19 protein-coding genes and 1 pseudogene are annotated in these 20,576 nt (G+C 57.0%); 3 read left to right on the forward strand and 17 right to left on the reverse strand.

Annotation, left to right across the window (positions count from 1 at the left end):
* The 3 genes and pseudogenes from M5B99_RS26835 to M5B99_RS26845 all read left to right on the forward strand — a co-directional run.
* Positions 1–416 (forward strand): annotated as a pseudogene (locus tag M5B99_RS26835) (transposase); the annotation flags it as partial.
* Positions 413–2,410 carry a transposase gene (locus tag M5B99_RS26840; protein WP_248806893.1) on the forward strand — a complete coding sequence of 666 codons (1,998 nt, stop codon included), beginning with the start codon at positions 413–415 and terminating at the stop codon, positions 2,408–2,410. The pseudogene M5B99_RS26835 and the gene M5B99_RS26840, both read left to right, overlap by 4 nt.
* Positions 2,407–3,720: an ATP-binding protein gene (locus tag M5B99_RS26845; protein WP_248806894.1), complete on the forward strand. Its 1,314-nt coding sequence runs from the start codon at positions 2,407–2,409 to the stop codon at positions 3,718–3,720. The genes M5B99_RS26840 and M5B99_RS26845 overlap by 4 nt, the downstream gene beginning before the upstream one ends.
* Here M5B99_RS26845 and M5B99_RS26850 read toward each other — a convergent pair.
* The 17 genes from M5B99_RS26850 to mnmG form a co-directional block, all read right to left on the reverse strand.
* Positions 3,717–4,616 carry a TniQ family protein gene (locus tag M5B99_RS26850; RefSeq protein ID WP_248806895.1) on the reverse strand — a complete coding sequence of 300 codons (900 nt, stop codon included), beginning with the start codon at positions 4,614–4,616 and terminating at the stop codon, positions 3,717–3,719. The two genes, M5B99_RS26845 and M5B99_RS26850, sit on opposite strands and share 4 nt — an antisense overlap.
* A 145-nt stretch (positions 4,617–4,761) precedes the next feature.
* A complete protein-coding gene (glmS, locus tag M5B99_RS26855; protein ID WP_248806896.1) occupies positions 4,762–6,597 on the reverse strand; it encodes a glutamine--fructose-6-phosphate transaminase (isomerizing) in 1,836 nt (611 codons plus the stop codon).
* A 3-nt stretch (positions 6,598–6,600) separates the two neighbouring features.
* Positions 6,601–7,377: a DeoR/GlpR family DNA-binding transcription regulator gene (locus M5B99_RS26860; RefSeq protein WP_318654591.1), complete on the reverse strand. Its 777-nt coding sequence runs from the start codon at positions 7,375–7,377 to the stop codon at positions 6,601–6,603.
* A 120-nt stretch (positions 7,378–7,497) separates the two neighbouring features.
* Positions 7,498–8,865: a bifunctional UDP-N-acetylglucosamine diphosphorylase/glucosamine-1-phosphate N-acetyltransferase GlmU gene (gene glmU, locus M5B99_RS26865; RefSeq protein WP_248806897.1), complete on the reverse strand. Its 1,368-nt coding sequence runs from the start codon at positions 8,863–8,865 to the stop codon at positions 7,498–7,500.
* A 112-nt stretch (positions 8,866–8,977) separates the two neighbouring features.
* Positions 8,978–9,403, reverse strand: a complete 426-nt coding sequence (locus M5B99_RS26870; RefSeq protein WP_248806898.1) for a F0F1 ATP synthase subunit epsilon — start codon at positions 9,401–9,403, stop codon at positions 8,978–8,980.
* Between the two features lie 45 nt (positions 9,404–9,448).
* The gene (atpD, locus tag M5B99_RS26875) at positions 9,449–10,825 is read right to left on the reverse strand and encodes a F0F1 ATP synthase subunit beta (RefSeq protein ID WP_100939907.1); all 1,377 of its coding nucleotides are present in this window, start codon (positions 10,823–10,825) and stop codon (positions 9,449–9,451) included.
* Between the two features lie 27 nt (positions 10,826–10,852).
* Positions 10,853–11,713 carry a F0F1 ATP synthase subunit gamma gene (atpG, locus tag M5B99_RS26880; protein ID WP_248806899.1) on the reverse strand — a complete coding sequence of 287 codons (861 nt, stop codon included), beginning with the start codon at positions 11,711–11,713 and terminating at the stop codon, positions 10,853–10,855.
* Between the two features lie 50 nt (positions 11,714–11,763).
* Positions 11,764–13,308 carry a F0F1 ATP synthase subunit alpha gene (gene atpA / locus M5B99_RS26885; protein ID WP_100939909.1) on the reverse strand — a complete coding sequence of 515 codons (1,545 nt, stop codon included), beginning with the start codon at positions 13,306–13,308 and terminating at the stop codon, positions 11,764–11,766.
* A gap of 21 nt (positions 13,309–13,329) precedes the next feature.
* A complete protein-coding gene (locus M5B99_RS26890; protein ID WP_100939910.1) occupies positions 13,330–13,866 on the reverse strand; it encodes a F0F1 ATP synthase subunit delta in 537 nt (178 codons plus the stop codon).
* A gap of 12 nt (positions 13,867–13,878) precedes the next feature.
* Positions 13,879–14,349 (reverse strand): F0F1 ATP synthase subunit B, encoded by a 471-nt coding sequence (locus M5B99_RS26895; protein WP_248806900.1) that lies wholly within the window; start codon positions 14,347–14,349, stop codon positions 13,879–13,881.
* A 58-nt stretch (positions 14,350–14,407) separates the two neighbouring features.
* Positions 14,408–14,665, reverse strand: a complete 258-nt coding sequence (gene atpE / locus M5B99_RS26900) for a F0F1 ATP synthase subunit C (RefSeq protein WP_019694395.1) — start codon at positions 14,663–14,665, stop codon at positions 14,408–14,410.
* Positions 14,666–14,798: 133 nt separating this feature from the next.
* Positions 14,799–15,671, reverse strand: coding sequence for a F0F1 ATP synthase subunit A (gene atpB, locus M5B99_RS26905; protein WP_248806901.1), 873 nt, complete (start codon positions 15,669–15,671; stop codon positions 14,799–14,801).
* Between the two features lie 16 nt (positions 15,672–15,687).
* Positions 15,688–16,095, reverse strand: coding sequence for a F0F1 ATP synthase subunit I (locus M5B99_RS26910; RefSeq protein ID WP_248806902.1), 408 nt, complete (start codon positions 16,093–16,095; stop codon positions 15,688–15,690).
* Between the two features lie 157 nt (positions 16,096–16,252).
* A complete protein-coding gene (locus M5B99_RS26915; RefSeq protein ID WP_100939914.1) occupies positions 16,253–17,125 on the reverse strand; it encodes a ParB/RepB/Spo0J family partition protein in 873 nt (290 codons plus the stop codon).
* A 9-nt stretch (positions 17,126–17,134) separates the two neighbouring features.
* Entirely contained in the window at positions 17,135–17,929 is a 795-nt protein-coding gene (locus tag M5B99_RS26920; RefSeq protein ID WP_248806903.1) for a ParA family protein, read from the reverse strand.
* Between the two features lie 18 nt (positions 17,930–17,947).
* On the reverse strand, positions 17,948–18,592 hold the full coding sequence (gene rsmG / locus M5B99_RS26925) for a 16S rRNA (guanine(527)-N(7))-methyltransferase RsmG (protein WP_248806904.1): 645 nt from the start codon (positions 18,590–18,592) through the stop codon (positions 17,948–17,950).
* Positions 18,589–20,481, reverse strand: a complete 1,893-nt coding sequence (gene mnmG, locus M5B99_RS26930; RefSeq protein WP_248806905.1) for a tRNA uridine-5-carboxymethylaminomethyl(34) synthesis enzyme MnmG — start codon at positions 20,479–20,481, stop codon at positions 18,589–18,591. The genes rsmG and mnmG overlap by 4 nt, the downstream gene beginning before the upstream one ends.
* Between the last annotated feature and the right edge of the window lie 95 nt (positions 20,482–20,576).

The following is a 20,576-nucleotide window of genomic DNA, read 5'->3' on the forward strand; positions in this document are numbered from 1 at the left end:
ATAGGGAGCTTGCTGAGCTAAGGCTACGACTTGAAGAAACATATTATTCAAGCGCTGGCATCAGAACAGTTAATCTCTCTCTCGACGATATAGATCCCATTGTCGCAGCCAACCTTGATCAGATGTTCGGCTTACATGATCGCCCTCTAAGCCTTGGTTCCCAATTGCTAGAGGATTTTAGCCATAACTTGAAAGAGGATTTTAATGCAGGGCGCCCTTTAGCACCTGCTGCCATCGCCTATGGCAAAAAGTGGGGGCATCGAGATCAGTTCATAGCACGGGTATATCAAGATATTTGGAATCGGGTGCTACCAGTAGATCTGTTTCAATACATACAAATTGACCAACCACTTGGACAGGCTCAGTGCGAGGTCATTGACCAGTATCGCAGTTTCTTCTCGGAAGCCGCTCTATGATGGCGGGATCTCGGCTCACCGCGCCCGAAGGCTGCTGTGATCTTGTCAAAGGAAATGACTACTACTTTCTCATCAGCGATGGAAGCTGCAACCGTGTCCGCATGGTTGAGTTCGACGAAAAAGGGTCGTCTGCCAAGCTGCACACGATGACGCGCATGCGCTTCGAAGCGGCAATAGAGGACGGCGAAATCGTGGAGATAGGCATCCAAGATCATCCGCCATGGCTGGCAGCTGCTGCAGGTATCGAAACCAAGTGGCGTGAAAGCCGACGCATTAGCGCGAAACAGTCATATGAGGAAATGGTTGATAAGCGCCTCATGAGCATCGCTGAACTGATCCCCAAAAGGACGGAAATATTGGCCTCCGAAGACCCTGAGGCAATCATCAATGCTCACGCCAGGGCTGCAAAGCCAAGGCAGCATCCTGCACGAATAAGACTGTTGTTCTTCACATATCTGGTATTCGGGCAGACGAAATGGGCTTTGTTGCCCCGCTTTGACCGCTGCGGTAAATCGGACAGGATTGAAGATAACCATAAAAAAATGGGTCGCCCTTCAAGCTATGGTCAGAATCATGGGTATCCCGTAACACCTGATATGAAATCGAAGATTTTGGATGGCTTCTTAAAACATAAACGAGTAGACAAGACCAAGGACGACATTTACGGAGCTTCACTGAGAAAGACTTTTGGTTGCCGTATTCGTGAAGGGTCAGCGGGAAAAGAGTTTTACCATCCCAAAGGTGAGCCGTTTCCAAGCTTTACTCAATTCTGGTATTGGGTCAAAAAACTAACGGAGCCGGCAGCGCTTGCAGTAGAAATGAAAGGGCCAAGCGCTGCACGTGCACAGTCTGGCGACGTCGGGACTTTTGCGCAAATGATTGGCAATCTCAACCAGCGGTTGGAGTTTGATGGCTATTATCCAAGCGAAAAATTATCGGGGATGATCGAGGGAGCGCCGTTGGATTCATTTTGCGTGGTAAGAGCCGTATGCGAACTTTCAGGAGCAGTTGTAGCAGTAGGTTTTGCAAGAGGCAGAGAAAGCCTGGAGGCGTACCGAATGGCGTTATTCTGTTTAGCAATTGGGAAAGTCAAATACGGGGAGCTTTTTGGTGTTGCTATAAAGCCGGAAGAATGGCCCTGCGAAGGACTTTCAAGCCAGATGATTTTCGACAGAGGCCCCGCAGTACACATGAACGTTTCCGAAGCCAAGGATTGGCTCGGCCGTTTGGAAATTACACCTACGCACTCTGGTCAATCAAAAGCTACAGTTGAATCCTCACACCCAAAGGACAAACAGTTTGATGATGAGGCGGTGTACGTCCATAGCGGTCTCAATCTCGTTGAGATGGCTCGTAGAGAGATCCGAAGAGCAATAAAGGACAACGAGAACTCCGATGCAAGCGAACGGATGGATGGCGACATGTGGCTGGAAGGTTTCTCACCAACCCCGCTGAACGTTTGGAAGTATCACGATGCGTTAGGCCGTAACCATGGCATCAAAATGCCATTTGATCAAGCTGTGAGAGAATTCTTGACGCCGATGCCTGCAGTAATCAAACAAAAAGGCGTATATTTTTTCGGGCGAAAATACAATTCAAAAGAATTAACTGATACCGGAATATTTGATCGTGTTGGACCCGGTAGAGTGATTCGCGTTCTAGCATACAGCATGACAATGTGCGTGCGTCATATATGGATCGAGGTTGAGGGCAGGCTCCACGAGCTCAGTTTCGTGTACACCGCAAGCACAAGAACTGGAAGCGGAGATATCTCATTGGAAGATCTTCAGTTTATTAACCAATCACGGCTCCAAGCTCAAGCAAAACGCCGAAACGAAAAGGTCGCCATCGATCAGCACCATTACCAAGAATATGAGAAGGAGACAGGCAAGGCGTGGCATGCCGGTGTGAGAAAACTGGGACGTCCTGCTAAGAGTGCTGAAGCGCAGCGAGACCTGGATGATCAAAGACGACTGATGGGTGATAAGTCATGATCGAAATAATTCGAACGAGATTCGAAGGACTGATTGACATTGAACACATTCGGAGAAAAGTAACGATCCGTCCAGAACCCGTTGGCGACATCGATCAGCTAAGTCCTATGCTAGCTGCACACTTCCTTGACATGACGCTACGAAAAATTTTCCTGCCAAATCACTTCAGTCTTGAACTGATTGCGGAGTTAATAGGAAAAGCAGCGGTACACTCGGCGATACGTTCCACGACGGAGCAAAAATTTGTCAAAGGAATGTACTATCCAACTCCGACTGAGACGTTTCCAATATGCTTAACTGGCTTAGCGGGTGTGGGTAAGTCGGCGACCATCGAAGCGCTACTTCGTGTGATGCCCGGCCCCACTGAGTTCCAGATAGATCATTGCATGGCCCCCCTAACAGCAGAGTCTCACTGGTACGCCAGCGCTAAGGGCAAGTCATCTGGCAAGCAACTCCTGGCTGATTTTCTCGGAATTGAGGCGACGACCCGTGAGAACGCAGCAAGTCTACAATTTAGAGCACAGCAGCAGGCAAACAAGCGTGGTATCTCATTGGCGGTGCTTGAGGAAATGCAGCATTTAACGCCTGGGAAAGGTGTCGCTTTAACAACTGACTTCCTGCTAACCATGTCCGGCCTCGGCTTACCTATGGTATATGTATCAAACTTCAGTCTGGGACATAAGCTGCTCAAGCGTAATCAAGAGGACACCCAGCGCTTGGTGGCACAACCAAGAGTAATGTGGCCGGACGCTCCAGAGTCTAAAATCTGGGCTGATTTTATAGATGCATGTATAACTGCGAGCGACGGTCGTATACGGACCGATCGCGACAACTTTTCCCATGAAATCTATCGTGGTAGTTATGGGATAAAACGCGCAGCCATCCACCTTATTGTACAAGCATATATTCAAGCTCGCTCGGAAAATCGCACCTGGATTGAACTGGGAGACGTGCACAAAGCCTATATCTCAAGTGCGTATTATGCATACAGAACCGACGTTGAGGAGTTGGAGCGTATTGCAATTGGACAGAAAACTAAGCGAGACGACCTACTCTGCCCATTCGGCTCGCCCGCTCGGTCAAATATAGTGCAGTTCGTAAGGAGGGAACGTGACAACCGTGTGGCACAGGCTGTTTTCAAAGGCGCGCTTACGGCTGAGGAGCGTGACACACACAAAAGTCTAAAGCTGGATAGCGACATGAAGGCTCAACCCCCACAACGCCCCAAGCGTAAGCCTCTAGGGAAACCAACAAATGATGACTTAGGGAATGTCTTCAGCGATTTTTTCGATGACAAAGATGACAATTAATACCTGAAACGATCTGGATGCTCAACGCGCATCAGATCATCTACGCTTCGCACAGTAATACCTTTTCTACGCAAGCTATCGAGAAGACCTGCGAAGCTCCCATGCACAACTGCTATAGTGTCTATAATTTCCTGACTGTAGATAAAATCAGGCCGATAATCCCAGCCGGTGTCTGAAATTCGTTTAGATCTATCAAGCCATCGATGGACAGCGTTTAGATGTTCTTGGGTGATATATCCAGTATCCCAAAGTATAGTGGCTTCATCTGCAAGATGCGCTAGCACACACTCAAGGTCAATCGCGACTTCCGACTCACCGATCTCCGCAAAAATCCTTGCAAATGCGAGCTTTTCTTCATCATAGTTTTTCTCCGACTCATACTGATGAAAAAAGCGCCCTTTGCATCCAGCCCATAGCAGTTCGTGACCATATCCCCTACTGTGACGACTGATATCCGAACCACAGATAGGGCATTTTCTAAGTAGTACCGTATTGTGCTTCGCACATACTTTCACGTATCTGTGGTCACGTCTCCAATAAGAGAAGCCAAGTGAATCAATATCCTCTTTCACACAGTCAATGCAAATCCCGGCCCGCTGACACTCGGTTTCAAATCTCGTAGTACCACTCTGATAACTTTTTCGGGTGTAGCTGTTCTGGCTGCGATCCGGGAAAACTGCCACTTGCGAATAACTTGTGTGATCGTGGAGAAGGCGGTTGAATCCGTAGGTATCAGACTTTCCTAGTACGTCAGCAATCAATCCGATGGATTCTGCCCGCATGTAGTACCTGGAGATTTTCTCGAACTCAATCGACTGGGGTGAGCGGGAGTCCAGAAAGAAATGCCTTTCCAAAAAGGAACGAAGGGATTCATGCGGTTGGATGGTCAGCAGCAAGATGGCGCACCAGGGGTTTCAAAGCACCGGAGTAGCGAGGGACGTCACGTCGCTTGAAGCCCCTAAAAGCTCCAAGCGAGACTGACTTATTTATTCAGAGACTGACTTAATTGTTTAAGATCACCGAACAATTGAATCCGCAGCTTTATTCTACAGTCACCGACTTCGCCAGGTTACGCGGCTGGTCGACGTCCGTGCCCTTGAGCACCGCCACGTAGTACGACAGCAGTTGCAGCGGGATGGTGTAGAGGATCGGCGCCAGGGTGTCGTGGATATGCGGCATGGTGATGACATGAGTGCCTTCACCATTGACCATCCCGGCGTGTTCGTCGGCGAAAACGATCAGTTGACCACCGCGGGCGCGCACTTCCTGCAGGTTGGATTTGAGCTTCTCCAACAATTCGTTGTTCGGCGCCACGGTCACGATCGGCATGTCGTTGTCCACCAGGGCCAACGGACCGTGCTTGAGCTCACCGGCCGGATAGGCCTCGGCGTGGATATAGGAGATCTCCTTGAGCTTGAGCGAGCCTTCCATCGCCACCGGGTACTGCGCGCCACGGCCGAGGAACAGGGTGTGGTGTTTGTCGGCGAACAGCTCGGCGATTTTCTCGACCTTGGCATCCATGGCCAGGGTCTCGCCCAGGCGCGTCGGCAGGCGGCGCAGCTCTTCCACCAGCTCCGCTTCGACAGCCGGTGCCAAGGTGCCACGAACTTGGCCCAGGGCCAGGGTCAACAGCAGGAGGCTCACCAGTTGGGTGGTGAAGGCCTTGGTCGAAGCCACGCCGATTTCGCGGCCGGCCTGGGTCAGCAGGGTCAGGTCCGATTCGCGCACCAGCGAACTGATGCTGACGTTGCAGATCGCCAGGCTGCCGAGGAAACCCAGTTCCTTGGCATTGCGCAGGGCCGCCAGGGTGTCGGCGGTTTCGCCGGACTGGGAGATGGCGACGAACAAGGTGTCCGGCTGTACCACCACCTTGCGATAGCGGAACTCACTGGCGACTTCGACCTGGCACGGGATACCCGCCAAACCTTCGAGCCAGTACCGTGCAACCATGCCGGCGTGATAGCTGGTGCCACAGGCAACGATCTGCACATTGCGCACTTTGGCAAACAACTCAGCGGCCTGGGGACCGAACGCCTGCACCAGGACCTGGTTCGGGCCAAGACGGTTCTCCAGGGTACGCTGGACCACGGTCGGTTGTTCGTGGATTTCCTTGAGCATGAAATGGCGGAACGCGCCCTTCTCGGCCGCTTCCGCGCCGTCACGATACTGCACCGCTTCGCGCTCGACCTGATGGCCATCGATGTCCCAGATCTGCACGCTGTCACGGTGGATCTCAGCGATATCGCCCTCTTCCAGGTACATGAAACGATCAGTGACCTGACGCAATGCCAGTTGGTCGGAAGCGAGGAAGTTTTCCCCCAGGCCCAGGCCGATCACCAGTGGGCTACCGCTGCGGGCGGCCAGCAGGCGATCCGGTTGCTGCGCGCTGATCACCGCCAGGCCGTAGGCGCCATGCAGTTCCTTGACCGTGGCTTTCAAGGCCTTGGTCAGGTCGCCCAGATCCTTGAACTTGTGGTTCAGCAGGTGGGCGATGACCTCGGTATCGGTGTCCGAAGTGAAGACGTAGCCCAACCCCTTGAGCTGCTCACGCAGCTCCTCGTGGTTTTCGATAATGCCGTTATGCACCACGGCAATATCGGAACCGGAGAAATGCGGGTGGGCGTTGCGTTCGCAGGGGGCGCCATGGGTCGCCCAACGGGTGTGGGCAATACCCAGGCGACCGGGCATGGGAGCACCGGCCAGGGCCTGCTCCAGCTCACTGACCTTACCGTTGCGACGGGTGCGCTCCAGCGTGCCGTTATGGCTGAAAACAGCAACACCGGCGCTGTCATAGCCGCGGTATTCCAGGCGCTTCAGGCCTTCGACCAGGATGGCCGTGATATTACGTTCAGCAACTGCACCGACAATTCCACACATGCTCTATTTCTCCTGGCTGGCAACCGCGCAAACGACAGTGATGCCGCGGGCCTGAATCTGTTCGCGTACCTCTTTGGGTAAACGATCATCGGTAATAAGGGTATGGATGCTGCTCCAGGGCAGCTCCAGATTGGGGATCTTGCGGCCGATCTTGTCGGACTCGACCATCACCACCACTTCACGGGCAACTTCCGCCATCACCCGGCTCAGTCCCAGCAGTTCATGGAAGGTGGTGGTACCACGCTCCAGATCGATGCCGTCGGCACCGATGAACAGTTGGTCGAAGTCGTAGGAACGCAGGACGCGCTCGGCGACCTGGCCCTGGAAAGACTCGGAATGCGGGTCCCAGGTGCCGCCCGTCATCAGCAGCACCGGTTCGTGTTCCAGTTCGCTCAGGGCACGGGCGACATGCAGGGAGTTGGTCATCACCACCAGGCCGGGTTGCTGGCCGAGTTGCGGGAGCATCGCGGCGGTGGTGCTACCACTGTCGATAATGATACGCGCGTGTTCACGGATACGTCCTACAGCGGTACGGGCAATCGCCTGCTTGTAGCGGGAGATCGCCTGGGCCGGATCGCTGAACAGTTCGTGGGGAATGGTGATCGCCCCGCCGTAGCGGCGCATCAACAGACCGTGGCTTTCCAGGGCCGCGAGGTCCTTGCGAATCGTCACCTCGGAGGTTTCGAAGCGCCTGGCCAATTCATCCACACTGACTTCTCCCTGGTCATTGAGCATGGCCAGGATATTGTGCCGACGTTGTGGGGTGTTGCGTTTCGATATGGTCACTTAAGTTTCGATTCGAAAGATAACAGTGGCTATGAGACCTTCGAACCGAAACTTAGTCAAGTGAAATGATCAACACCTGTGGGTAACTCAACCTACACCGCCGCTGTGGATAACTCAGGGCTTGTTGATCTTCACCGGGCGCTTCCAGCCATCGATATTCCGTTGATGAGCGCGGGCCACACCCAACTGCCCTTCACCCACGTTCTGGTTGATGGTCGAACCCGCCGCGGTGCTGGCGCCGGAAGAGATATCCACAGGCGCCACCAACGAATTGTTGGAACCGATGAAGACGTCCTCACCGAGCACCGTCCTGTGCTTGTTCACTCCGTCATAGTTGCAGGTGATGGTGCCGGCACCGATATTGGTCCGAGCACCGACTTGAGCATCGCCGAGATAGGTCAAATGCCCGCACTTGGCGTCTTCGCCCAGGTGCGCATTCTTCAGTTCGACAAAGTTACCCACATGGGCGCGGGCGTCGAGCACACTCCCCGGACGCAGGCGCGCGAACGGACCGGCATCGCTACCCTCGCCCATGATCGCGCCGTCGATATGGCTGTTGGCCTTGATGGTCACGCCCTTGCGCAGGGTGCTGTTCCTGATCACGCAGTTCGGGCCGATGACCACGTTGTCCTCGATCACCACCTGGCCTTCGAGAATCACGTTGATATCGATCAGCACATCACGCCCGACCGTCACCTCACCGCGCACATCGAAACGCGCCGGATCGCGCAGGGTCACGCCCTGGGCCATCAGCCGCCGGGCCGCGCGCAACTGGTAATGACGCTCCAGCTCGGCCAACTGCTGACGGTCGTTGGCGCCCTGCACTTCCATCGCATCCTGTGGCTGCTCGGTGGCGACCAGCAGGCCGTCAGCCACCGCCATGGCGATCACATCGGTCAGGTAGTACTCGCCCTGGGCATTGTTGTTCGACAGGCGACTCATCCACTCGCCCAGACGCTTGGCCGGCAGCGCAAGAATCCCGGTGTTGCCCTCGGTGATAGCCAGTTCCGCCGTGCTGGCGTCCTTCTGCTCGACAATGGCGGCCACCTTGCCGGCGGCATTGCGAACGATCCGGCCATAACCGGTCGGATTAGCCAACTCGACCGTCAATAGCCCAAGCTGCTCGGGGCCGGCCTGTTCCAGCAGACGGCGCAAGGTCTCGACTTCGATCAAGGGCACGTCGCCGTAGAGGATCAGCACGGTGTCGGCGCTGATGAACGGCACGGCCTGGGCCACGGCGTGGCCGGTGCCGAGTTGCTGGTCCTGCAGGACAAAATTCAAGTCGTCAGCGGCCAGACGCTCACGCACCAAGTCGGCACCATGGCCGATCACCACATGGATACGCTGTGGATCAAGTTGTCGGGCGCTGTGGATAACATGTCCCAACATCGAGTTGCCCGCGACCGGGTGCAGTACTTTAGGCAATGACGAACGCATCCGGGTGCCCTGACCCGCCGCGAGGATAACGATTTCAAGAGACATGACTGGCTACCAATCCTAGAGTGGTCACGACTGTGACCCGGTGATAAACGCGGAAAAGAAAAAAGGGTAGCCGAGGCTACCCTTTTTAATCAATCACACAACAAGCCTCGGCTTAACCGCCGAACTTCTTGCGGATCTGCTGGACGGTGCGCAGCTGAGCTGCGGCCTCGGCCAGACGTGCAGCAGCGGAACCGTAGTCGAAATCCGCGCCTTTTTCATTCAGGGCCTTCTCGGCAGCCTTGACGGCTTCCTGAGCGGAGGCTTCGTCCAGGTCGGCAGCACGTTGCACGGTGTCGGCAAGCACCTTGACCATGTTCGGCTGAACCTCGAGGAAACCACCGGAGATGTAGAACACCTCGGTTTCCCCGCCCTGCTTGATCAAGCGGATCGGACCCGGTTTCAGATTAGTGATCAGCGGCGCGTGACCCAAGGCGATACCAAGATCACCCAGTGCACCGTGCGCAATCACCATCTCGACCAGGCCGGAGAAGATCTCCCCTTCCGCACTGACGATATCGCAATGGACTGTCATAGCCATCTGATTGCCTCAACCTAAATTAGCGCCCGTTGCCGGGCGCCGGGATTACAGTTTCTTGGCTTTCTCGATCGCTTCTTCGATGCCGCCAACCATGTAGAACGCTTGTTCTGGCAGGTGGTCGTAGTCACCGTTGAGGATGCCTTTGAAGCCAGCAATGGTGTCTTTCAGGGAAACGTATTTACCCGAGGCACCGGTGAAGACTTCAGCCACGAAGAACGGCTGCGACAGGAAGCGCTGGATCTTACGAGCGCGGGATACCAACTGCTTGTCGGTTTCCGACAGCTCGTCCATACCCAGGATCGCAATGATGTCCTTCAGCTCTTTGTAACGCTGCAGCACGTACTGAACGCCGCGAGCGGTTTCGTAGTGCTCGTTGCCGATCACGTTCGGGTCCAGCTGGCGCGAAGTCGAGTCCAGTGGATCGACCGCTGGGTAGATACCCAGGGAGGCGATGTCACGGGACAGTACGACGGTGGCGTCCAAGTGGGCGAAGGTGGTCGCCGGCGACGGGTCGGTCAAGTCATCCGCAGGAACGTAGACGGCCTGGATCGAGGTAATCGAACCGTTCTTGGTCGAAGTGATGCGCTCTTGCAGCACGCCCATCTCTTCAGCCAGGGTCGGCTGGTAACCTACTGCCGAAGGCATACGGCCCAGCAGTGCGGATACTTCGGTACCGGCCAGGGTGTAACGGTAGATGTTGTCGACGAACAGCAGAACGTCGTTACCTTCGTCACGGAACTTCTCGGCCATGGTCAGACCGGTCAGGGCTACGCGCAGACGGTTACCCGGCGGCTCGTTCATCTGACCGTAAACCAGTGCCACTTTGTCCAGAACGTTGGAGTCCTTCATCTCGTGGTAGAAGTCGTTACCCTCACGAGTACGCTCCCCCACACCGGCGAACACGGAATAACCGCTGTGCTCGATGGCGATGTTACGGATCAGTTCCATCATGTTTACGGTCTTGCCAACACCGGCACCACCGAACAGACCGACTTTACCGCCCTTGGCGAACGGGCAAACCAGGTCGATAACCTTGATGCCGGTTTCCAGCAGGTCGTTGCCGCCCGCTTGTTCCGCGAAAGATGGCGCAGGACGGTGAATGCCCCAACGCTCTTCGGTGTCGATCGGGCCAGCTTCGTCGATCGGGTTGCCGAGGACGTCCATGATCCGGCCCAGGGTCGCTTTACCGACCGGTACGGAGATGGCAGCGCCAGAGTCGACAACGTCCAGACCGCGCTTCAAGCCTTCGGTGGAGCCCATCGCAATGGTACGTACCACGCCGTCGCCCAGCTGCTGCTGAACTTCCAGGGTGGTTTCCGCGCCTTGTACTTTCAGCGCGTTGTAGATGCTCGGTACGCTGTCGCGTGGAAATTCCACGTCGATAACGGCGCCGATGATTTGAACGATACGTCCGCTACTCATAGCTGGATCCTCTGAATATTTGAACCGTTAAACCGCGGCAGCGCCGCCGACGATTTCCGAGATCTCTTGGGTGATCGCAGCCTGACGCGCCTTGTTGTAGATCAGCTGCAAATCGCTGATCAAATCACCGGCGTTGTCGGTAGCGTTCTTCATCGCGATCATCCGCGCAGCTTGTTCGGCCGCGTTGTTCTCGACCACCGCCTGGTAGACCTGCGACTCCACGTAACGCACCATCAGGCCGTCAAGCAGCTCTTTGGCGTCCGGTTCGTAGAGATAGTCCCAGTGGTGCTTGAGTGCTTGATCCGGGGTCGCCACCAGAGGAATCAACTGCTCCACTGTAGGCTGCTGGGTCATGGTGTTGATGAACTTGTTGGACACCACGGACAGGCGGTCAATACGGCCGTCCAGGTAGGCATCCAGCATCACCTTGACGCTGCCGATCAGATCGTTGATCGACGGCTCTTCACCCAGGTGGCTGATAGCGGCGACGACGTTACCGCCGAAGTTGCGGAAGAATGCCGCACCCTTGCTACCGACCACACACAGATCAATCTCGACGCCGTTTTCGCGGTTTACCGCCATGTCCTTGACCAGGGCCTTGAACAGGTTGGTGTTCAAGCCACCGCACAGACCACGGTCACTGCTCACCACGACATAGCCGACGCGCTTGACGGCGCGGTCGATCATGAACGGGTGGCGGTATTCCGGGTTGGCGTTGGCCAGATGCCCAATTACCTGGCGGATACGCTCCGCATAAGGACGGCTAGCAGCCATGCGCATTTGTGCCTTGCGCATTTTGCTGACCGCCACTTTTTCCATGGCGCTGGTAATCTTTTGCGTGCTTTTGATGCTCGCAATCTTACTGCGAATCTCTTTTGCGCCTGCCATGTAACACCTATCAGGTTAGCAAGCGGGAGCCTTGCGGCTCCCGCTGCGGCTTACCAGGTTTGGGTGGCCTTGAACTTCTCGATACCAGCCTTCAGGCCAGCGTCGATCTCGTCATTGAAGTCACCCTTCACGTTGATCTTGGCCAACAAATCGGCATGATCGCGGTTGAAGTAAGCAATCAGCGCTTGTTCGAAGCTACCGACCTTGGCGATTTCGACGTCAGTCAGGAACCCACGCTCAGCGGCATACAGCGACAGCGACATGTCGGCAATCGACATTGGCGCATATTGCTTCTGCTTCATCAGCTCGGTAACGCGCTGACCGTGTTCAAGTTGCTTGCGGGTCGCTTCGTCCAGGTCAGAAGCGAACTGGGCGAATGCCGCCAGTTCACGGTACTGAGCCAGGGCGGTACGGATACCACCGGACAGCTTCTTGATGATCTTGGTCTGAGCGGCACCACCTACGCGGGATACCGAAACACCGGCGTTCACAGCAGGACGGATCCCGGAGTTGAACATGGCCGATTCCAGGAAGATCTGACCGTCGGTGATGGAAATCACGTTGGTCGGAACGAACGCGGAAACGTCGCCAGCCTGGGTTTCGATGATCGGCAGCGCGGTCAGGGAACCGGTCTTGCCAGTCACTGCGCCCTTGGTGAACTTCTCGACGTACTCTTCCGAAACGCGGGATGCGCGCTCCAGCAGACGGGAGTGGAGATAGAACACGTCGCCCGGGTAGGCTTCACGGCCTGGTGGACGGCGCAGCAGCAGGGAAATCTGGCGGTAAGCCACTGCTTGCTTGGACAGATCGTCATAAACGATCAGCGCGTCTTCACCGCGGTCGCGGAAGTATTCGCCCATGGTGCAACCGGAGTACGGTGCCAGGAACTGCAGCGCAGGAGATTCAGAAGCACTGGCCGCCACGATGATGGTGTTGGCCAGGGCGCCGTTTTCTTCCAGCTTGCGAACCACGTTGGCGATGGTCGATTGTTTCTGACCGATCGCCACGTAGACGCAGAAAATGCCGCTGTCTTTCTGGTTGATGATCGCGTCGATCGCCAGAGCGGTCTTACCGATCTGACGGTCACCGATGATCAGCTCACGCTGGCCACGGCCGACCGGGATCATGGCATCGACAGCCTTGTAGCCAGTCTGTACAGGCTGGTCTACCGACTTACGCCAGATCACGCCCGGAGCAACTTTCTCGACCGCGTCGGTCTCGGTGTTGTTCAGTGGACCTTTGCCGTCAACCGGGTTACCCAGTGCGTCGACAACGCGACCCAGCAGTTCCTTACCGACCGGAACTTCGAGGATGCGGCCGGTGCACTTGGCGCTCATGCCTTCAGCCAGACTGGTGTAAGCGCCCAGTACCACGGCACCTACGGAGTCTTGCTCGAGGTTGAGGGCCATACCGTAGACGCCGCCCGGAAACTCGATCATCTCGCCGTACATGACGTCGGCCAGACCGTGAATCCGCACGATACCGTCAGACACGCTGACGACAGTGCCTTCGTTACGGGCTTGGGAGGTCACATCGAGCTTGTCGATGCGGCCCTTGATAATTTCACTTATTTCGGAAGGATTGAGTTGCTGCATTGCTCTGCTGCCCCTTCAAACTCAAGATTTCAATGCTTCGGCCAGGCTCGCGAGTTTGCCGCGAACCGAGCCATCGATAACCAGGTCGCCGGCGCGGATCACGACGCCACCAATCAGGGCGGCGTCCTCCGCAACTTGCAGGCGCACTTCCCGATTGAGTCGTGCACTGAGAACCTTGGCGAGTTTGTCTTGCTGTTCTTGGTTCAATGCAAAAGCACTGGTGACTTCCACGTCTACCGATTTCTCTTGTTCGGCCTTGTACAGGTCGAACAGAGCGGCGATCTCCGGCAACAGCAGGAGACGGTCGTTTTCGGCAACGACGTGGATGAAATTCTGTGCCTTGACATCGAACTTGTCGCCACACACGTCAATGAACGTGGTGGCCTTTTCTGCGCTCGTCAGTCGCGGGGCCTTGAGCACGCGCTGCATGGTGTCGTCTTCCGACACCGCTGCTGCCAGGCCGAGCATGGCTGACCAATTGGCCAGTTGCTGGTGGGCCTGAGCGTGCTCGAAGGCCGCCTTAGCGTAAGGTCGGGCCAACGTGGTCAGTTCTGCCATGATCGCCCTCGCTTAGATTTCAGTAGCCAGTTGTTTAACCAGCTCTGCGTGCGCGTTTTGATCGATTGTCTGGCCCAGAATCTTCCCAGCACCTTCGACGACCAGGCTACCCAATTGGGCGCGCAGCGCGTCTTTGACACTGTTGAGTTCCTGTTCGATCTCGGCCTGAGCCTGAGCCTTCACACGGTCAGCTTCGACGCGAGCCTGTTCACGGGCCTCGTCGACGATCTGGTTACCGCGTTTCTTGGCTTGCTCAATGATTTCGGCTGCCTGAGCTTTCGCATCGCGCAGTTGATGACCCGCTTTCTCTTGGGCCAACTCCAGGTCGCGAGCTGCTCGGCTGGCAGCGTCCAGTCCATCCGCGATCTTCTTCTGACGTTCGTGCAGTGCCGCGATGACCGGAGGCCACACGAACTTCATGCAAAACAGTACAAAAATGAGGAACGCAACGGACTGGCCAATCAGGGTCGCATTAATGTTCACGCCAACACCTCGCTCGTTCGTTGTCCATCACACCAATCCACTCGAAACATCCGAGTGATTAGTGAGCGAGTTGACCGACGAAGGGGTTCGCGAAGGTGAAGAACAGAGCGATACCGACACCGATCATGGTCACGGCGTCGAGCAGACCGGCGACGATGAACATTTTGACTTGCAGCATTGGGACCATTTCTGGCTGACGCGCGGCGCCTTCCAGGAACTTGCCGCCCAGCAGGCCGAAACCAATTGCGGTACCCAGTGCGCCCAGGCCGATCAACAGTGCAACAGCGATAGCGGTTAGACCAACTACAGTTTCCATCTTTCCTCCCGACTTTTACGTCGTATGGTTTAGGTTTTTTTAATTTAAAGCGGTAAAACAAATCGTTTCGCGACCCCTCGCGGGGCCACCCCGCGCCGAGGCGCCAGGGACATCAGAGCCGCCGGGACGGCTCTTAATGGTTTTCTTCGTGTGCCATCGACAGGTAGACGATGGTCAGCATCATGAAGATGAACGCCTGCAGGGTGATGATCAGGATGTGGAACACCGCCCACGCCCATTGCAGCACCACGCCCAGGCCACTGAGCCAGAGCAGGCCGCTGCCGAACATCACGGCGATCAGGATGAACACCAGCTCGCCGGCATACATGTTGCCGAACAGTCGCAGGGCCAACGAGATCGGCTTGGCGATCAGGGTGACGAATTCCAGCAGGAAGTTCACCGGGATCAGCAGGGCTTGAACGAAGATGTTCTTGCTGCCGAACGGGTGCAGGGTCAGTTCGCCGATGAAACCGCCGAGGCCCTTGATCTTGATGCTGTAGAAAATGATCAGTGCGAAGACCGAGAAGGCCATGCCCAGGGTCGCGTTCGGGTCGGTGGTCGACACGGCGCGGAACGGGATGTGCTCATCGCCGGTGATCAGCATGGCCAGATGCGGAATCCAGTCGACCGGGATCAGGTCGATGGCGTTCATCAGGAACACCCAGACGAAAATGGTCAGGGCCAACGGTGCAATCACCGCGCTACGACCATGGAAGCTGTCCTTCACGCTGCCGTCGACGAACTCGACCAGGACTTCAACGAAGTTCTGCAGGGCCCCGGGTTGACCGGACGTGGCCTTCTTCGCCGCCATGCGGAAAATCAGGATAAAGATCAGGCCCAGTGCGACAGACCAGCCCAGAGTATCCAGGTGGAATGCCCAGAAGCCCATGGCCTTGGCCTCTGCTGCGGAATGGGCAAAGCCCCAGCCGCCAGTCGGTAGCTGACCGAAGGTCAGGTTCTGCAGGTGGTGCTGGATATAGCCCGAAGCGGTTGTTTCTGCTGACATGGTTGCCTCAAACGCCCTAAGGTCTCGAAAGTCTTGTTTTCATTAGCACGGGTGCGAACCAGCTGACCGACTGGGTCAGCACGAAGACACCGAAGACTGCTATCGGCGCCAATGGCTTCACACCTGCGAACGTCAGTGCAAACAGCACTGCCGTCAAAATCAATTTACCCGCCTCGCCGGCATAAAAAGACCGGACGATGGACTGGGCTGCTCGGGCGCCGGAAAACCGAAAGGCCCTGTGAGCAAAATACACATTGGGCAGCAAGGCTATCAGGCCTCCGCAGAGTCCCGAGTATCCGGCAACGACACCCTGCCATTGCCAAAGCGCCAACGCCGCCACCAGTAAAACGACAAACTGGGCCAACAACACCGGAAATACCGTCAAGCGATGGAACGGCAACCTGTTTGGCGTGCGGGTTTCCATCACTAACGCTCCTCAAGGGTCGGCTGCCACAAATCAATAACTTGGCATAAATTGTGCCGACAAAATGCGCGCAGAGTATAGGGGCGGTTCAGCCCCTATTCAACTGCCAGGTAGTGATTTCCGACTGTCCGCTACATGAGGAAATGTTTCAGCAGATTCAGCGGATATGTGCGAGTACCCCTTGTAGTTCATCCAGGGAGTTATAGCGAATCACCAGTTGGCCTTTTCCTTTCTGACCGTGGCGAATCTGCACCGCAGAGCCCAGCCGCTCTGCCAGGCGCTGTTCCAGGCGACTGATGTCCGGATCGACCTTGGCAGGCTCGACAGGTTCCTGTTTGCCACTCAGCCACTGGCGAACCAGAGCCTCGGTCTGGCGCACCGTGAGACCGCGTGCGACAACGTGTCGCGCCCCTTCGACCTGCCGGTCATCCGGCAAACCGAGCAAGGCCCGGGCATGACCCATTTCCAGGTCGCCGTGGGACAACATGGTCTTGATCACCTCCGGCAACGCGATCAGGCGCAGCAGGTTGGCCACGGTCACCCGGGATTTGCCCACGGCTTCGGCGACCTGTTGCTGGGTCAGTTGGAACTCCTGCTGCAAACGCTGCAGGGCCACGGCTTCCTCGATCGGGTTGAGGTCCTCGCGCTGAATGTTCTCGATCAGCGCCATGGCGATGGCGGTTTCGTCCGGCACATCGCGGACCATCGCCGGAATGGTTTCCTGCCCGGCCTGTTGGCTGGCACGCCAGCGGCGTTCGCCGGCAATGATTTCAAAGCGACCGCCGCCGACGGGGCGCACCACGATCGGCTGCATCACGCCCTGGGCCTTGATCGATTGCGCCAGTTCTTCCAGCGCCTGCGGGTCCATGTCGCGGCGCGGCTGGTACTTGCCGCGCTGGATCAGGTCCAGCGGCAAGTGCTGCAACTCACGTTGATCGGCCTGGACGGCCTGTTCTTCCAGCGAACTGACAGTCGGACCACTCAGCAGTGCATCCAGTCCACGTCCGAGACCTCGTTTCTTGACGGCCATGGGGATTCCTTAAGTTGCCGGGGCTGCGGTGCGTGAAGTGCGGCGTTGACGACGAACCATCTCGCCCGCCAGGGCCAGGTAGGCCACGGCACCACGGGATTGTTTGTCGTAAGCCAGTGCTGGCATGCCGTAGCTCGGGGCTTCGGCCAGACGGATGTTGCGTGGGATCACGGTGTCGTACAGCTGGTCACCGAAATGTTCCTTGAGCTGTGCGGAAACGTCGTTCATCAGACTCAGGCGCGGGTCGTACATGGTCCGCAGCAAACCTTCGACTTTCAACGCAGGGTTGAGCAACTCGGCGATGCGCTTGATGTTATCCACAAGGTCGCTGAGCCCTTCCAGGGCAAAGTATTCGCACTGCATGGGGATAATCACCCCATCCGCGGCCACCAGCGCATTGAGGGTCAGCATCGACAGCGACGGCGGGCAGTCGATGAGGATGAAATCGTAATTCTCGCGAATCGGCGCCAGGGCGTTGCGCAGGCGGCTTTCCTTCATCTGCATTTCCAGCAGCACCACTTCGGCCGCCGTCAGGTCGCGGTTGGCCGGCAGCAGTTGATAACCGCCGTGCTCGGAGAAGTGCATGGCCTGGGCCAGGTCGCATTCGCCGATCAACACATCGTAGATAGAGTTTTCCAGGCTGTGCTTATCCACACCGCTACCCATGGTGGCGTTGCCCTGCGGATCGAGGTCGATCAGCAGCACCCGACGCTTGGTGGCGACCAGGGATGCTGCGAGGTTGATGCAGGTGGTGGTCTTGCCCACGCCACCTTTCTGGTTCGCTATCGCGAATACCTTAGCCATTCTTGCTTGTGTTCCCAATCATGCCGTGCGGCGCAGTATCAGCAGATGGCGTTGGCCTTGGCAACCGGGTACGGCCAAGGCGTGTTCGCTATCGAGGTGGAAGTCTGCCGGCAATGCTACCAGCTCATCGGCGGGATGGACGCCCTTCATTGCCAACCAGCGTGTATCAGCGTCGCCGAGGTGGCGAGTCCAGCCGGTGAAGTTCTCCATGCTGCTGAAGGCCCGGGAAATGATCCCGTTGAACGGCTGCGGCGGCTGGAAGGCTTCGACCCGGCTGTGGATAACTTGCAGGTTATCCAGTTTGAGTTCGAGTTTGACCTGGGTCAGGAAGCGGGTTTTCTTACCGTTGCTGTCCAGGCAGGTCACTGGTGAATCGGGAAACAGGATCGCCAGGGGAATTCCCGGCATGCCGCCACCGCTACCCACATCGAGCCAGCGACCGTTTTCGACGAAGGACATCACGCTCAGACTGTCGAGCAGGTGACGCGAGACCATTTCGTCGGGATCGCGAACCGCGGTGAGGTTGTAGGCCTGGTTCCATTTGATCAACAGGGCCAGATAACCCAGCAGCAAGGCATGCTGGGATTCACTCAGGTCGATGCCGAGCTGGCGGGCACCTGTGGATAACTCTTCTGCGTGTTGCGAAGTAACCGACGAACTCAAGCGCTTTGCTCCAACTGACGGCCGGCGCCGCGTTTTTTCAGGTGAATCATCAACAGGGAAATCGCCGCCGGCGTCACACCGGGGATCCGCGAAGCCTGGCCCAGGGTCTCCGGACGGGTTGCGCTGAGCTTGCTCTGGATCTCCTTGGACAGGCCGGAAATACCTGCGTACTCGATATCCACAGGCAGCTTGGTGTCTTCACTGGCGCGCAGACGAGCGATTTCGTCCTGCTGGCGATCGATATAACCGGCGTATTTGGTCTTGATCTCGACCTGCTCGGCGACTTGCGGATCCTCGGCGCCCTGCCCGGTCACGGCGACCAGACCAGCGTAGTCGATTTCCGGACGGCTCAGCAGGTTCAGCAAATTGTATTCGTGGGTCAGCGGCGTGCCGAACTTCTCGGCAATGGCATCGCCCTGCTCGGTGCCCGGGCGGACCCAGGTGCTTTTCAGGCGCTGTTCTTCCAGCTCGATGCTTTCGCGTTTCTTGCAGAAAGCCGCCCAGCGCACGTCATCCACCAGACCCAGTTCGCGACCTTTTTCGGTCAGGCGCAGGTCGGCGTTGTCTTCGCGCAGGATCAGGCGGTATTCGGCACGGGAAGTGAACATCCGATACGGTTCCTGGGTACCGAGGGTAATCAGGTCGTCGACCAGAACACCGATGTACGCCTCGTCGCGACGCGGGCACCAGCTGTCCTTGCCCTGAGCGCGCAACGCGGCGTTGGCTCCAGCGAGCAGACCTTGGGCGCCGGCTTCTTCGTAGCCGGTGGTGCCGTTGATCTGTCCGGCGAAGAACAAACCGCCGATAACCTTGGTTTCCAGGCTGTACTTCAGGTCACGGGGATCGAAGTAGTCGTATTCGATGGCATAACCCGGCCGCACGATATGGGCGTTTTCCATCCCGCGGATCGATTGGACGATCTGCAACTGCACGTCGAACGGCAGGGATGTGGATATCCCGTTCGGGTACAGCTCGTGGGTGGTCAGACCTTCGGGTTCGATAAAGACCTGATGGCTTTCCTTGTCGGCAAAGCGATGGATCTTGTCTTCGATGGACGGGCAATAACGCGGACCGATGCCTTCGATCACCCCGGAATACATCGGCGAACGATCGAGGTTCGCGGCAATGATTTCATGGGTGCGGGCGTTGGTGTGGGTAATCCAGCAACTGACTTGCCGTGGATGCTGCTCTTTCGAGCCCATGAACGACATCACCGGGATCGGCGTATCGCCCGGTTGTTCGGCCATCAGCGAGAAATCAACGGAACGACCGTCAATGCGCGGTGGCGTACCGGTTTTCAGGCGGCCGACACGCAATGGCAGTTCCCGCAGACGTTGGGCCAGGGCAATCGACGGTGGATCGCCGGCACGGCCGCCGGAATAGTTCTGCATGCCGATGTGGATAAGTCCACCGAGGAAGGTGCCGGTGGTCAGGACCACGGATTCGGCGAAGAAACGCAGGCCCATCTGGGTGACGACACCGCGAACCTGGTCCTGCTCGACGATCAGGTCGTCAGCGGCCTGTTGAAATATCCACAGGTTCGGCTGGTTCTCCAGTATCTCGCGTACCGCCGCTTTGTACAGAACGCGGTCGGCCTGGGCGCGAGTAGCGCGCACGGCTGGGCCTTTGCGGCTGTTCAAGACACGGAACTGGATGCCGCCCTTATCGGTGGCGATGGCCATCGCGCCACCGAGGGCGTCGATTTCCTTGACCAGATGGCTTTTGCCGATCCCACCGATCGCGGGGTTGCAGCTCATGGCGCCGAGGGTTTCCACGTTATGCGTCAGCAGCAGGGTTTTTGCTCCCATGCGTGCGGACGCCAGTGCTGCCTCGGTACCGGCATGACCGCCGCCGATGACGATCACTTCAAAACGGGAAGGGAAATCCACCACGCACCTCGTGCCTGCTTCAAGTAGGTAATTAGGAATAGGGTCGGCCCACTTTTTTGAGCCAGATCGTCAAGTATAGGGACTTCCCCCCTCCT

The sequence above is a fragment of the Pseudomonas sp. MWU13-2100 genome, from assembly GCF_023242365.1.
Classification (GTDB): domain Bacteria; phylum Pseudomonadota; class Gammaproteobacteria; order Pseudomonadales; family Pseudomonadaceae; genus Aquipseudomonas.